Here is a 14,011-nt window from a genome sequence, read left to right on the forward strand (position 1 = left end):
CAGGCCAGCCCTATTCGGTGCGGTACCGGCGGCCCACGTCGTCGAGCCGTGCTCGCAGCGCCACCAGAATCGGGCGCTGGCCCTTCACCAGCTTGGTTTCCGCGTCGGAGAACGTGATCCAGCGGGCATCGTCGACTTCGGGAATCGTCAGCCGCTTCCCCGACCGGGGCGGCCATTCGATCTCGCACGTGTTGCTCGAGACGAACCGGAGGTCGGCGTCGGTTTCGCCGGCGTAGACACTCACGATCTTGCCCGACGCCTGCCGATAACGGCCGAGCAGCGACAACGGCACGTCCGGCGCGGGAAAGCCGCATTCCTCCTCGAACTCACGGGTCGCGACTTCGCGGGGCTCCTCCTCGGGTCCGTACTCTCCCTTCGGCACCGACCAGGCGGCGGTGTCCTTTCCAGTCCAGTACGGGCCGCCGGGATGCACGAGCCACAGCTCGAGCAGCCCGGTGTCGTCGACGCGGTAGAGCAGCAGACCTGCGCTCGTCACCGGCATCGCTCACCTCCGTGCACCGTGTCGGATGCACCCGGAGTCCTGCCCGCGACGGTGATCCTGCTCGTAGCATCGAGAATATGCGCGCGTCCGGGCTTGCGGAATCATTCGAGGAACACCGCGCCCACCTGCTGACGGTCGCGTACCGGCTCACGGGCAGTGTCGCCGACGCCGAGGACGCGGTGCAGGACTCCTGGCTCCGGCTCGCGACCGTCGATGCCGGCGAGATCGACAATCTGCGTGCGTGGCTGACCACTGTCGTGGGCCGGCTGTGCCTCGACAAGCTCCGGTCCGCCGCGGTACGGCGCGAGAAATATGTGGGACAGTGGCTGCCGGAACCGATTGTCACGCCACTCGGCGGCACCAGCCCGCCGGACCCGCTCGAACAGGTGGTGCAGCACGAGGACAGCCGGCTCGCCGCGCTGATCGTCCTCGATGTGCTGCCGCCGCCGCAGCGCATCGCGTTCGTGCTCCACGACGGGTTCGGTGTGCCGTTCGACGAAGTGGCGACCGTTCTCGGCATCGGATCGGCAGCGGCTCGGCAACTCGCCTCCCGCGCTCGCCGTGCCGTGGCCGACACACCGCCCCCGACCCCCACCGCCGAACACGAGAACGCCGTCGCCGTGCTGGTGGCGGCTTTCGCCGCGGGAGACATCGACGGCGTGATCGCGGCGCTGCACCCCGATGCGCGGCTGATCGGAGACGCCGGTGGCACCACCTCGACCGCACTCAACGTGGTGTTCGGTGCCGAGAAGTTCGCCCGGTTCTTCGCAGGGCTGATACGCCGGTACGGCCCGGAGTCGTTCGCGGCGTTCGAACCGGTCCGCGTCAACGGCGAACTCGGCCTGCTCAACCACGGGCTCGGCGGCGACGGTCGGCGCGGATACCCGCCCCGCGTGACGGGATGCACGGTTCGCGACGGCCGGGTCTGGGCCGCCTACGACCTGGCCAACCCGGAGAAATTGCGGCGCGGCGTTCTCGTACCCCTGGGCCGGCGCTGATCCGTCGCCCGGACCCCGGCGCCACCGCTAGGGTCGGGCGCATGGAGCAGCGTCTCAGTCTCGTGACCCTCGCCGTCGAGGACGTCGACCGCGCCCGGGAGTTCTACGTGGACGGACTGGGCTGGTCCGCAGTGGTCGAAGAACCCGGCGAAGTGGTGATGATCCGCGTCGGCGCCCACGTGATCCTGTCGTTGTGGGCCCGCACCGAATTCGAGGCGGAGGTCGGCCCGACATCGTGGAGCGGGGTTCCACCCGTCACCCTCGCCCACAACGTCGCGACCCGCGACGAAGTGGACGTCGTGCTCGAGACCGCCCGACGGGCAGGCGCCGATCCGGTGTCGGGCGGCACCGACCGCCTGTGGGGCGGTTACACCGGTTATTTCGCCGACCCCGACGGCTTTCGCTGGGAGGTCGCCTGGAATCCGGGCTCGATCGCCGAGATCGTGATACCCGAGTAACTCACTTCCCCGCCGCCGCAGCGTCGTCCGCCCACGGCACACGACACGCATCGGTGCTGAAGCCCTGCTCCTGGATGCCCAGTGCCGAGTTCATCCGGCCCCGCATGTTCTCGAGAGCGATCTGATAGGTCAGTTCCACCACCCCGGCCCGCCCGAATCTCCGTTCGAGATCCGCGACCTGCTCGTCTGTCACGGCGGTGGCAACATCCCCGGTGACCGCGTCCGCGTATGCGATCGCAGCCTTCTCGTCGTCGCTGTACAGGTCCGACGTCGCATAGTCGGCGATCTGGGCGAGGCGCTCGGTGTCGAGTCCGTCGAGGCGCTGCAGCATTGTGCCGAAGTCGACGCACCACGAACATCCCAGAGTCCACGCTGCGCGGTACACCGCGAGTTCACTCACGTTGGCCGGAAGCACCTTCGAGGCTCGCTCGACCAGCATCTCGTGTACTCCGGTCGCGCGCATCAACGCCGGGTGGTGCGCGAGCACCGCGAACGGCTCGGGAACCACCCCGTAGCGGCGCGCAGCAAAGGCATAGGTCGCGCGGGTGGCCAGGCCGGCCCGTTCGGGGGTGACCGGTTCGATTCGCGGCATGACGTCCTCCGGTTTTCTCGCGGCCCCGGGACTCCTCGCCGGTCCCGGCCGAGCCGTTCGTACTGTTGACGAGGCAGCCGTCCCGGATGTGACAGGGCGGACGATAGGCTTCACGAGTGGCTGATTCGAGGAGACCGGCAGCGGCAGTGCGCACCGTCGCCCGGCTACGACCGTTCGCCTCGACGATCTTCGCCGAGATGACCGACCTGGCGATCCGGCACGACGCGATCAACCTGGGCCAGGGTTTCCCCGATGTCGACGGTCCACCGCAGATGCTCGAGATCGCGCGACAGGCCATCGCCGACGGGGTCAACCAGTACCCGCCCGGGTCGGGTATTCCCGCGCTCCGGCAGGCCGTCGCCGCGGACCGCGCCGACCGCTACGGCATCGAACACGATCCCGACTGCGAAGTACTCGTCACCGTCGGAGCCACCGAAGCCATCAGCGCGGCTGTCCTCGGGCTCGTCGAGCCGGGCGAGGAAGTGCTGCTCACCGAGCCGTACTACGACTCGTACGCCGCCGCGGTCGCGCTAGCCGGCGCGACTCGCCGCACCGTCCCGCTCGCCCGGGCGGGAGCCGGCTTCGTGCTGGACGTGGACGCCCTGCGCGCCGCGATCACCGACCGCACGCGCATGCTCATCGTCAACACCCCGCACAACCCCACCGGCACCGTGTACGACGAGACGGCCCTGACGGCCCTGGCCGAGTTGGCGTGCGAACACGACCTTCTGGTGCTGTCGGACGAGGTGTACGAACACCTGGTGTTCGACGGCCGCCGGCATATCCCGCTCGCGTCGCTGCCGGGAATGGCGGAGCGCACGGTCACCGTGTCGAGTGCCGCGAAAACGTTCAACGTCACGGGATGGAAGATCGGCTGGGCGCTCGGGCCCCGCGAGCTGATCGACGCCGTGCGCGCCGCGAAGCAATTCCTGACCTTCGTGGGCGGCGCACCCTTCCAGCCCGCAGTCGCCCACGCCCTGACCCACGAGCAGGACTGGATCAGGTCGATGCGCGACGACCTGCAACGCAAACGCACTCTGCTGTCCGATGCATTGAAGGGCGCCGGGTTCGGCGTACTCGACTCGGCCGGAACATATTTCGTGTGCGCCGATCTCACGCCGCTCGGTTACCGCGACGGTGTCGCATTCTGCCGTGAACTGCCGGAACGGATCGGGGTGGCCGCGGTCCCCGTGAGCGTGTTCGTCGACGACACGCAGGCCTGGAACCATCTGGTGAGATTCGCGTTCTGCAAGCGGGACGACGTGCTCGCGGACGCGGTCGATCGGTTGCGCACGCTGCAGGAGGCCCTCTAGATCATGTCGCGGCCCACCATTCCGTCCGACTTCGTATCCCGGGCGGTACGCACCGGCGCGGACGCCGGAGTCGATCTCCAACCGGCGCTGGACGCGGCCAGAATCAGTCGCGCGGTCCTCGCGCACCCTCACGCGCGCCTGACGCCGGCACAGGTGAGCCGGTTCACCCAGATGGCGTGGCAGATCACGGACGACGAACTGTTCGGGTTGGCGCCCGGTCCGGTCCCCCGTGGAATGTTCCGGGTGATGTGCCTGACGCTGATCCACTGCCCCGATCTCGCGCGCGCGCTCAGCCGCATGGTCGAGGTCAACCGGGTGGTCCGGTCGCTCCCCCAGTTGTCGCTGACCCCGGGTGACACCACCACGTACCTCGATGTCGCGCTGCCGGAGGTGGTCGACGAGAAGACACGCGTCACCGTCGACTTTCTCCTCATGCTGCTGCACCGCTTCGCGGCCTGGCTGGTCGGCGGCAGAGTCCGGCTGGAATCGGTGATGTTGCCGTACGCCGAACCGGATCCGGTTCTTGCTCGTAGTTACGATTCGATGTTCGGTGTCCCCGTGACCTTCGGAGCGGGCCGCGCAGCGCTCGAAATCCACAATTCCGCACTGACGTCGCCGCTCGTGCAGTCGGAGGAGTCGCTCGACGAGTATCTCCGCGACTCCCCGAATCTCATTCTGTCGGAACGGGATTACGAGTCGACCGTGTCGTCGCAGGTGCGCCGCATCTTCGAGTCGGGAATCAACGGACGCACTGCCACCGCCGAGGACATTGCGGGAATGCTCACCGTGAGCACCCCTCACCTCCGCCGGCTACTGCGCCAGGAGGGCACGTCACTCGGCCAATTGCGCGAGGAAGTACTCCGCGATCTCGCCATCGCCGGGCTGCGGCGCGGCGAGTCGGTCGACGACCTCTCGGCCCGACTCGGGTTCTCCGAGCCGAGTGCCTTCAGGCGCGCGTTCAAGCGGTGGACGGGCAACACCCCGAGCAGTTACCGCTCACCGCGGTAACCGGGGTTCGCAATCCCGCTCCTACCGGGACACGACGACGCACCCGGGAACCCGGTGCCCGGAACCGGCACGGAATCCACCCGGGTTGCATAACGTGGCGGTGAGTGGGTAAGTCTGGAAGGCGAAGCTCTGTCGACCTGGGAGAGGGTGAAACACCGTTATGCGCGCTGCGGTACAGGATGAGTATCCGACCCGGAGCCGAGCGAAGTGCGAATCGTTCGCGAGGCCGGATCCGGTCGTGTGGGGAAGTGCGGCCGAGGGGCCGTTGCCCGCCGAGGCGGTCACCGAATACGACCGCCGAGGATTCCATACTGCAGAAGCGCTTCTTCCCGCGAACGACGTGGGAAACCTCCTGGAAGAAACATCACGGCTCGGCGGTGAACTGGGTGACGACGCGCGTGTGATCCGCGAGCAGGGTAGCGGCGACGTCCGTTCCATCTTCGACGTCCATCTGCTCAGCGATCTCGTGGCCTCTATTGTCCGCCGTCCCGAAATAGCCGGGATTGCACGGCAATTGCTCGGCTCCGACGTGTACATCCACCAATCGCGACTCAACGTCAAACCAGGCTTCCGCGGCGGGCCGTTCTACTGGCACTCGGATTTCGAGACCTGGCACGCCGAGGACGGAATGCCCAAGCCACGGGCGCTCAGCATCTCGCTCGCCTTGACCGAGAACTACGGCTACAACGGCGGTTTGATGATCATGCCGGGTTCGCACCGCACCTACGTCTCGTGTGCGGGAGAGACTCCGGAGGACTACTACCGCGAGTCGCTCGTCACCCACGCGCCGCAGACCGGGTCTCCCGACGAAGACAGCCTCACCCGGATGGCCGCCGAGTACGGCATCGCCACCTTCACGGGATCCGCAGGTTCCGCAACGGTATTCGATTCCAACTGCATGCACGGCTCCAACGGGAACATCACCCCGTTTCCGCGCTCGAATCTCTTCGTGGTGTTCAACAGCGTGGAGAACACCCTGGTAGAGCCGTTCGCAGCGAAGAACCCGCGCCCGCCCTATCTGGGGAGCCGGGACTTCACACCGCTGTCCTGATCGGCAGACCGTCCGGGACTGTCGGGGAAGTCGGCGCGTCCCTGTCCGTCTCCACGTGCGTCGGTTCCCGGTGCGTCGCTTCCGGCGGGCAGGCTCGTCTCCGGCGTTGCCCCTCCGTCCCCCACGGGCATGGCGCGACCGGCACCGGCGGAGAGCAACCGTCCGAGCGTGAACCTGCCTCGGTCCGGGTCGTAAGGACGATATCCGGCGTAGGCGAAGAGGTGGAAAAGCCACTGCCAGCGCACAACTTTCACGACTTCCGGTGTCAACCGTCCGTGTAGCTCGTACGTGCGCACAACGGACCGGCTGTACTCGGCGAACTCGCGCGGCGGGGTCAGCGCCCGACGGGGAGAGATGTCGACGAACAGATCTGTCAATTGGGCGATCTCGATGTCGTGCTCGCGCAGACACAAGGCAAGGTCCACGTCCTCGTGGATGCCGGAGTGGATGCTGACCGCGTCTCGCACGTGCTCCCATGCGGAGCGCCTGATCACCATGTTGGCGCCGTGGATGTTGTTGACCCGCCGTTCCCCGCCGGACAAGCCCTTCGCGACCTGCTTTTCGAAGTACCGTTTCTTCAACCCGCGGTAGGGCGAGTCGTACGAGTTGTTGAGACCGCTGACCGCGCCGACGGCTGCCACGTCGTCTCTGGCGAAGAACTCCCGTGCGGTTCGTGCCCACCCCGGGCGCACACGCGTGTCCGCGTCTATCCGCCCGAAGATCGAACCCTCGGCGGCATCGAAACCCGCGTTGCGGGCGAACGCCACACCGGGGCGTTTCTCCGTTACGAGGCGGACGATCGGATTACAGGCCGCAATGGCCTCGACGATCTGCACCGTGTTGTCGGTGGAATTATTGTCCACCACAACGATTTCGAAGATCTCGTCCTTCTGAGCAAGGAGGGCCGACAGACACGGCCCGATAGCGCTCCTCATTTCGAGCCGGCACGACGATAGACAACGTCTCCCCATCCATGCTTCGCACGCTACCGCAAGTCGTTTCACCTCTCCTTGTGCGCAGAACGACATTCCCTATTCGCCCGAATTATCCGCTCAGGTACTGGGAATGAAAAGCGGGATAGCGTGTGTCGCTCCCCAGCACACCGGGCCACGCCCGGCCGATCGATCGTGCAAGAAACCACTTCTCAGGACGCCGCTGACCGCTGCGATTGCGAGTGACGCGCGATGGACGGGACGATCAGTTGCCCGATTGCCAACGGTCCCTGCCGTCGGATCCGGGAGCACACACCATCGGGACACCCTTGACGGTGATCCCCACCGCGCCCGGCGTGCTGCAGAAAGAGCCGGGGTGCACGGTCAATCCCGATTGCTCAGGCGGGGCAGGTGGCGGTGGCGTGTACTCCGGGGCAGGTGGCGACGGCGTGTACTCCGGGGTCTGCGATCGCGTCGGGGGCGTCCACGGTGCTCCACACAATCTGTCGCCCTCAGCACCCATCGATTCCCTCCAGGCCGCGTCGCTGCAAGAGAACTCGAGGGGCGCAGCACTGGTAGGGGTCGGCGTGAATTCCGACGTACGTTCGGATGTGCCAGGCGCTTGCGAAGCAGGAACCGTACTCGTAACAGGAGGGGACGTGGTGGTTTGGGGTGCGGTCGCGCTCGCCGAAGGAGTGACCGAATCAGTTGTGCCCGTTTGGTCCGAGTCCGGGTTCCGTGTCTCGTCCTCGCCGAACATCGCCCCGAGTGCTATGAGTCCCACGAGGACAACCGCAACGATCCACGGCCACTTTCGGTGTTTCTTCCCTTCACCTCGGGACGGATCACCCCCCTGAGCGGCGGGGCCGGGGCCTTGCGCAGGGGTTTCAGTACCTCTCGGCCTGATTCGGTCTGTCCACTGATTGCCATCCCAGAAACGGTCGATTGACGGGTCATAGGGATCTGGATGCCAGCCTGCAGGAGGATTCATCGTCGGGTCCGTTCGGAAGGTGCGTTCCGTCAGGAGTTCGCAAACGCCGACCGGTTTGTTACAGGCGGGATGGAAGACGGTGAGGCACCTTCGAGATCCTCCAGCGGATACATCGCGGTATCCGCTGGAGGACTTTCGCCCTTCGGTCACGACCCCCAGGAGCGGTCAGCCGCGACGCGCCCGGACAGCCTCGGCGAGGCGGTCGAGCTGAACGACGGTGGTCGCCCAGTCGATGCACGCATCGGTGATGGACTTACCGTACTCGAGCTCGTCGGACGAGCCGAGCGTCAAGTCCTGCCGGCCGGCTTCGATGAAGCTCTCCAGCATCACACCGACAATGCCTTGTTCTCCGGCTTCGAGACGCTCGGCGATGTCGGTCACGACGTCGACCTGCTTCTCGTGGTTCTTGCTGCTGTTGCCGTGGCTCGCGTCGATGACGACCCGTTCCGGCAACCCGCCCTTGCGCAGGCGCGCCATCGTGTCGGCGACGGTCGCGGCATCGTAGTTCGGGCCGGCGCTGCCGCCGCGGAGGATGACGTGGCAGTCCGGGTTGCCGACGGTCTGGATGAGCGCGGCCTGGCCGTCGAGGTCGGTGCCGGGGAACACGTGGCTCGCACCTGCGGCGCGGGTTCCGTCGACCGCGACCTGCACGTCGCCTTCGGTGGAGTTCTTGATCCCGACCGGCATCGACAGGGCGCTGCACAGCTGACGATGCACCTGGCTGGCGGCAGTGCGTGCACCGATCGCGCCGTAGGTGACCAGGTCGGCGTAGTACTGCGGGAGGATCGGATCGAGGAACTCGCAGCCGACGGGCAGGCCCAGGCTCGACACATCGAGCAGCAACTTCCGGCCGATTCGCAGGCCGGTGTTGATGTCGTAGCTGCCGTCGAGGTGCGGGTCGTTGAGCAGACCCTTCCAGCCGAGCGTGGTGCGCGGCTTCTCGAAGTACACACGCATCACGATGTGCAGGTCGTCGCGCAATTCGTCAGCCTTCGCGGCGAGCCGGCGAGCGTAATCCATGGCTGCGGCGGGGTCGTGGACCGAGCACGGGCCGACCACCACGACGAGGCGGTCGTCGGTGCCGTTCAGGATATTGACGGTGTCGGCGCGGCCGGATCGCACGGTCGCCGCCACGACGGCGTCAGGGGCGTATTCGGCGCGGATCTCCGACGGCGCGGCGAGCGGACTCACCCGCACGGTGCGCTGCTCGTCGAGATTGGTGGTGGAGATTCCAGTGGTGGAGCTCATCGGGTTGCGTTCCTGTTCTCGGTGAAGGAAGCCGACCCGGAAGAACCCTGAGATCCCGTCGAGCCGGTCTGTATCCGGCTCGTGGGTGAGGAAGTCAGCGCGCGGTCACGCCGACCGACCCACCCAGGGCCGGCCCGCTAAACCAAAAATAGGTGCGCTGCATAGCGACGGACTCTACCAGAACTCGCCGAACCGGTTCTGTGCCGCGGCACACCGACTCGCCCCGACGCTCCCCGGCAGGAACTTCGGGTCCGGGTGCATCTTCGCCGAACCTGTTCCCGGGCAAGCAGACACCTCCGCGAGGCGGCCGTATGCGACGCCGTTCCGCTCCCCGGTGCCGAGCAACGGATCGCCCTTCGGCGGCGCGAACGAGACGGTCCCTACCGCCACGGCACTCGCTCCGGGTCGCGCAGCATCCGGCGGGCGGTCGACATGCGATGCACCTCGTCGGGGCCGTCGTAGATGCGCGCATACCGTGCCCGCCGGTACATGGCCTCGAGTGGCGTATCCGCGGTCAGGCCCAGCGCCCCGTGTACCTGGATCGCCCGGTCGACGACGTCGTGCAGCATCCGCGCGCCCCAGAACTTGATGAGACCGATCTGTACCCGGGCGTCCTCACCGGCGTCCATGACCCGGGCCGCGTCGAGCGTCATGAGGCGCGCCGCCTGAATCTGTGCGGCCGATTCGGCGACGTACCGCTGGATCTCGCCCTTGTCGGCGAGGAGCGACCCGTGCGCGAACCGGGCGTTGGCGCGCGCACACATCAGTTCGAATGCCCGTTGCGCCTGCCCGAGCCAGCGCATGCAGTGGAAGATCCGGCCGGGTCCGAGGCGGTCCTGGGCGACCAGGAAACCGTTGCCGCGTCCCCCGAGCACGTTGTCGGCAGGAACCCTGACGTCGGTGTAGCGCACCTCGTAGTGGTCGCTCGGGTCGTACCCCATCGTGGGGATCGACCGGACGATCTCGAAGCCCGGCGTATCCGTCGGAACGATGACAGCGCTGATACTGCGGTGAAGCGGCGTCGAGTCGGGTTCGGTGCGCGCGAACACCGTGCAGTAGCCGGCCTGCCGGGCGCCGGTGGTGAACCACTTACGGCCGTTGACGACCCACTCCGCTCCGTCCAGACGGGCGGTCGTCTGCACGAGCACCGGGTCGGAGCCGGCCACGTCGGGCTCTGTCATGCCGACCGACGGCAGGATCTCGCCGGAGACGAGACCGGGAACCCAGCGACGACGCTGCTCCTCGGTGCCGTGCCGATGCAGCATCAGCGCGTCCTGCATCGACACCGACCCCACCGCGAGCTGACCGAACTCCGACCGGCCGATGATCTCGTTGAGATAGACGAAGTCCAGGAACGGAACTCCCCCGCCGCCGATCTCCTCCGGGTGCCCGAGCGCCCACAATCCGAGGTCCTTCGCGCGGCTCTTCAGCCCGTCCAGCGCCGCGGCGCCGTCGTCGTCCTGCCGCGACAATGTCGGCTCGAGCGGGATAACCTCCTCGTCGATGAAGGAACGCATCCGGGTGCACAGTTCGGCCACCCGGCCCTCCGGCCGATTCGCAGTCATGGGCGTCAATGTATCCGCGCACGCATGCCCTCACCTCGCTTTCAGCCGGGCCGGGTGTGGACCGGCCGACGCCGGGGAACCCTGAGGTTCCGCCCTGCACGATGACGAGCCCGGAGGTTTCATGCCAGCAGAAAGCCCAGCCGATCCGACCGCCCGAGCTGTGGAACCCGAGCACACCCCCGACGGGCACATCGTCGAGACACGGTCCGAGGATTTCGCGCATGCACGCAACCTTCCGATCGATCCCGACTGGTTCAAGACCGCGGTGTTCTACGAGGTTCTCGTGCGCGCGTTCAACGACTCGAACCACGACGGGACCGGTGACCTGCGGGGGCTGACCGAAAAACTCGACTACATCGCGTGGCTCGGGGCCGATTGCATCTGGCTGCCCCCGTTCTACGATTCCCCGCTGCGGGACGGCGGCTACGACATCCGCGATTTCCGCGCGGTGTTACCGGAATTCGGGACGGTCGACGACTTCGTGACGTTCCTCGACGAAGCGCACAAGCGCGGTATCCGCGTGGTGACGGACCTGGTCATGAACCACACCTCCGATACCCACGCGTGGTTCCAGGAGTCGCGTGCCGAACCCGACGGTCCCTACGGGGATTTCTACGTGTGGTCCGACAGCGACGAGGCCTACAAGGATGCCCGCATCATCTTTGTGGACACGGAGACCTCGAACTGGACGTGGGATCCGGTGCGCAAGCAGTACTACTGGCACCGGTTCTTCTCGCATCAGCCCGATCTGAACTACGACAACCCCGAGGTCCAGGACGCCATGCTCGACGTCCTCCGCTTCTGGCTGGACCTGGGCATCGACGGATTCCGGCTCGACGCGGTGCCCTACCTGTTCGAGCGCGAGGGCACCAGTTGCGAAAACCTGCCCGAGACCCACGCGTTCCTCAAGAAGTGCCGGGCGGTGATGGACGCCGAATACCCGGGCCGGGTCATGCTCGCGGAAGCGAACCAGTGGCCGTCGGACGTGGTCGAGTACTTCGGTGAGCCGGAGATCGGCGACGAGTGCCACATGGCGTTCCACTTCCCGCTCATGCCCCGGATCTTCATGGCGGTTCGCCGCCAGAACCGATTCCCGATCTCGGAGATCCTCGCGCAGACCCCGTCGATTCCCCGCACCGCGCAGTGGGGCATCTTCCTGCGCAACCACGACGAACTCACGCTCGAGATGGTGACGGACGAAGAGCGTGACTACATGTACTCCGAGTACGTCACCGACCCGCGGATGCGGGCGAACATCGGGATCCGCAGGCGCCTGGCCCCTCTGCTCGAGAACGACCGCAACCAGTTGGAGTTGTTCACGGCGTTGCTGCTGAGCCTGCCCGGGTCCCCGGTGCTGTACTACGGCGACGAGATCGGCATGGGCGACAACATCTGGCTCGGTGACCGCGACGCGGTGCGTACCCCGATGCAGTGGACTCCCGACCGCAATGCCGGTTTCTCCCGCGCCGATCCGGCGCGGCTGCATCTTCCGACCATCATGGATCCCACGTACGGGTACAACGCGATCAATGTCGAGTCCCAGCTGAACTCGACGAACTCGCTGTTGCACTGGACTCGCAGGATGATTCAGGTCCGCAAGCAGCACCCCGCGTTCGGCAAGGCGGCGTTCACCGAACTCGGCAGCGCCAACCCCGCGGTCCTGTCGTATCTCCGGGAGATGGAAACGACCCCGGATCGCAACTACAGCGACGTCATCCTGTGCGTGAACAACCTTTCCCGCTATCCGCAGGCCGTGGTGCTGGATCTGTCGAGGTTCGTCGGGTGGATCCCGGTGGAGCTCACCGGGTCGGTGCCGTTCCCATCGATCACCGAGGAGGGCTACATGCTCACGCTCCCCGGTCACGGGTTCTTCTGGTTCGCTCTGCAACCGGATCCCACGACAGAAGGCGCAGGATCACATCCCGTCAGCAGCGAAGCGGAAGCGGCGGTGCAGCCATGACCGAACAGAACGACAGCCGCTATCCGGACGCCGACCTCGAAGCGGGCCTGGCACACTGGCTCCCACGTCAGCGCTGGTTCGCCGCGAAGGGCCACACCATCACCGGCGTGCGGATCGTGTTGCGGCAGACACTCGCCGACGAACCCGGGTTCGGCGCCGACCACGTCCTGGTGGCCGTCGACTTCGAGGACACTGCCGAGCAGATCTACCAGGTGCCGTTGGGGTACCGATCGCACCTGCCGGACGATCTGGCTCCGTGGACGTTGGCGACACCGGATGACGCGGGGCACAGTGTGTTCGTCTACGACGGTCTGCACGACCAGGACATCATCGGCCTGTACGCGCAGAGCCTGAGCAGTGGCCGCCCGAAGGGGCCCGTCGATCTCCATACCCTCCCGGGCGCGGAGTTCGAGGCGGGCATGCGCGGGCGCCCGCTCGGCGCGGAGCAGTCGAACACGTCCGTCGTACTCGGCGAACGCCTCCTGCTCAAGATGTTCCGTCGTCTCACGTTGGGTATCAACCCCGACGTGGAGTTGCACCTCGCGTTGACCGAAGTGGGCTGCCGCTCCGTGGCACCGATCCGTGCGTGGATCGACGCCGATGTCGAAGGTGTCCGCACGACGCTCGCGATGGCCCAGGATTTCGCCGCCAATTCCGCGGACGGGTGGGCGATGGCGCTCGGAAGTATCCGCGATCTCCTCATCGAAGGGGATCTCCGGGCCGACGAGGTCGGTACGGATTTCGCCGGTGAGTCCTACCGGATGGGGACGGCGGTCGCCGAGGTCCATTCGGATCTCGCCGCCGCGCTCGGGGAATCCCAGCGTCCCGCGTCCGGACTTGCGGCCGCGATGAGCCGCAGGCTCGAGGCCGCCGCCGCCGAGGTCGAGGAACTGGTGGAGTTCGTGCCCGCGATACAGGCGAGGTTCGACGAAGCCGCCGCGCTCGGTCCCGTCACGGTGCAGCGCATCCACGGCGACCTCCATCTCGGGCAGGTGCTGCGCACACCGGAACGGTGGCTGCTCATCGACTTCGAGGGTGAACCCGCCAAGTCCCTTGTCGAACGCCGGCATCCCGACACCCCGCTCCGCGACGTCGCGGGGATGTTGCGTTCCTTCGATTACGCCGCCCACCATTCGGTGCGAGAGCGTGATCCCGACGGCGCCACGGCGCAGCGTGAGTTCCGGGCGCGGGAATGGGCAGAACGCAACTCCGCCGCGTTCTGCGACGGGTACGCCGCAGCATCCGGATCCGATCCGCGCGACATCGGGCCGTTGCTCCGTGCGTACGAAATCGACAAGGCCGTCTACGAAGTGGTGTACGAAGCGCGGCACCGCCCGTCGTGGCTCCGTCTGCCCCTCAATGCGATCCGGAGGTTGTGCAAAGCCTGACGACC

Annotated in this window: 12 protein-coding genes; 7 read left to right on the plus strand and 5 right to left on the minus strand. The window is 66.8% G+C overall.

Going from position 1 to position 14,011, the window contains the following annotated elements; translation table 11 throughout:
• Window positions 1-10: 10 nt before the first annotated feature.
• A complete protein-coding gene (locus tag HF877_RS10920; RefSeq protein ID WP_169621198.1) occupies window positions 11-502 on the minus strand; it encodes an NUDIX domain-containing protein in 492 nt (163 codons plus the stop codon).
• 77 nt (window positions 503-579) lie between these two features.
• Between HF877_RS10920 and sigJ the strand changes: the two genes are divergently transcribed.
• Together sigJ and HF877_RS10930 are read left to right on the plus strand one after the other, a co-directional pair.
• A complete protein-coding gene (gene sigJ, locus HF877_RS10925; RefSeq protein ID WP_169621199.1) occupies window positions 580-1,500 on the plus strand; it encodes an RNA polymerase sigma factor SigJ in 921 nt (306 codons plus the stop codon).
• Window positions 1,501-1,541: 41 nt separating this feature from the next.
• Entirely contained in the window at window positions 1,542-1,958 is a 417-nt protein-coding gene (locus tag HF877_RS10930) for a VOC family protein (RefSeq protein WP_169621200.1), read from the plus strand.
• Between the two features lies 1 nt (window position 1,959).
• Here HF877_RS10930 and HF877_RS10935 read toward each other — a convergent pair whose 3' ends face one another.
• Window positions 1,960-2,550 (minus strand): carboxymuconolactone decarboxylase family protein, encoded by a 591-nt coding sequence (locus HF877_RS10935; RefSeq protein WP_169621201.1) that lies wholly within the window; start codon window positions 2,548-2,550, stop codon window positions 1,960-1,962.
• A gap of 116 nt (window positions 2,551-2,666) precedes the next feature.
• Here HF877_RS10935 and HF877_RS10940 point away from each other — a divergent pair, with 116 nt between their 5' ends.
• The 3 genes from HF877_RS10940 (at window position 2,667) to thpD (ending at window position 5,922) form a co-directional block, all read left to right on the plus strand.
• On the plus strand, window positions 2,667-3,863 hold the full coding sequence (locus tag HF877_RS10940; protein WP_169621202.1) for a pyridoxal phosphate-dependent aminotransferase: 1,197 nt from the start codon (window positions 2,667-2,669) through the stop codon (window positions 3,861-3,863).
• Between the two features lie 3 nt (window positions 3,864-3,866).
• On the plus strand, window positions 3,867-4,871 hold the full coding sequence (locus tag HF877_RS10945) for an AraC family transcriptional regulator (RefSeq protein WP_169621203.1): 1,005 nt from the start codon (window positions 3,867-3,869) through the stop codon (window positions 4,869-4,871).
• Window positions 4,872-5,031: 160 nt separating this feature from the next.
• Window positions 5,032-5,922, plus strand: a complete 891-nt coding sequence (gene thpD / locus HF877_RS10950) for an ectoine hydroxylase (RefSeq protein WP_169621204.1) — start codon at window positions 5,032-5,034, stop codon at window positions 5,920-5,922.
• On the opposite strand, the gene HF877_RS10955 is transcribed toward thpD, so the two are convergent.
• The 3 genes from HF877_RS10955 to HF877_RS10970 all read right to left on the minus strand — a co-directional run bounded on the left by HF877_RS10955 (window position 5,886) and on the right by HF877_RS10970 (window position 10,658).
• On the minus strand, window positions 5,886-6,857 hold the full coding sequence (locus tag HF877_RS10955; RefSeq protein WP_346765112.1) for a glycosyltransferase family 2 protein: 972 nt from the start codon (window positions 6,855-6,857) through the stop codon (window positions 5,886-5,888). The two genes, thpD and HF877_RS10955, sit on opposite strands and share 37 nt — an antisense overlap.
• Window positions 6,858-8,010: 1,153 nt before the next feature.
• Window positions 8,011-9,093, minus strand: a complete 1,083-nt coding sequence (locus tag HF877_RS10965) for a 3-deoxy-7-phosphoheptulonate synthase (RefSeq protein ID WP_169621206.1) — start codon at window positions 9,091-9,093, stop codon at window positions 8,011-8,013.
• A gap of 380 nt (window positions 9,094-9,473) precedes the next feature.
• On the minus strand, window positions 9,474-10,658 hold the full coding sequence (locus HF877_RS10970) for an acyl-CoA dehydrogenase family protein (RefSeq protein ID WP_206036959.1): 1,185 nt from the start codon (window positions 10,656-10,658) through the stop codon (window positions 9,474-9,476).
• 121 nt (window positions 10,659-10,779) lie between these two features.
• Between HF877_RS10970 and treS the strand changes: the two genes are divergently transcribed.
• Together treS and HF877_RS10980 are read left to right on the plus strand one after the other, a co-directional pair.
• Window positions 10,780-12,618 carry a maltose alpha-D-glucosyltransferase gene (gene treS / locus HF877_RS10975; RefSeq protein ID WP_169621207.1) on the plus strand — a complete coding sequence of 613 codons (1,839 nt, stop codon included), beginning with the start codon at window positions 10,780-10,782 and terminating at the stop codon, window positions 12,616-12,618.
• The gene (locus HF877_RS10980) at window positions 12,615-14,006 is read left to right on the plus strand and encodes a phosphotransferase (protein ID WP_169621208.1); all 1,392 of its coding nucleotides are present in this window, start codon (window positions 12,615-12,617) and stop codon (window positions 14,004-14,006) included. The genes treS and HF877_RS10980 overlap by 4 nt, the downstream gene beginning before the upstream one ends.
• Window positions 14,007-14,011: the final 5 nt, after the last annotated feature.

This window comes from Rhodococcus sp. BL-253-APC-6A1W (genome assembly GCF_012843405.1).
Lineage (GTDB): Bacteria > Actinomycetota > Actinomycetes > Mycobacteriales > Mycobacteriaceae > Rhodococcus.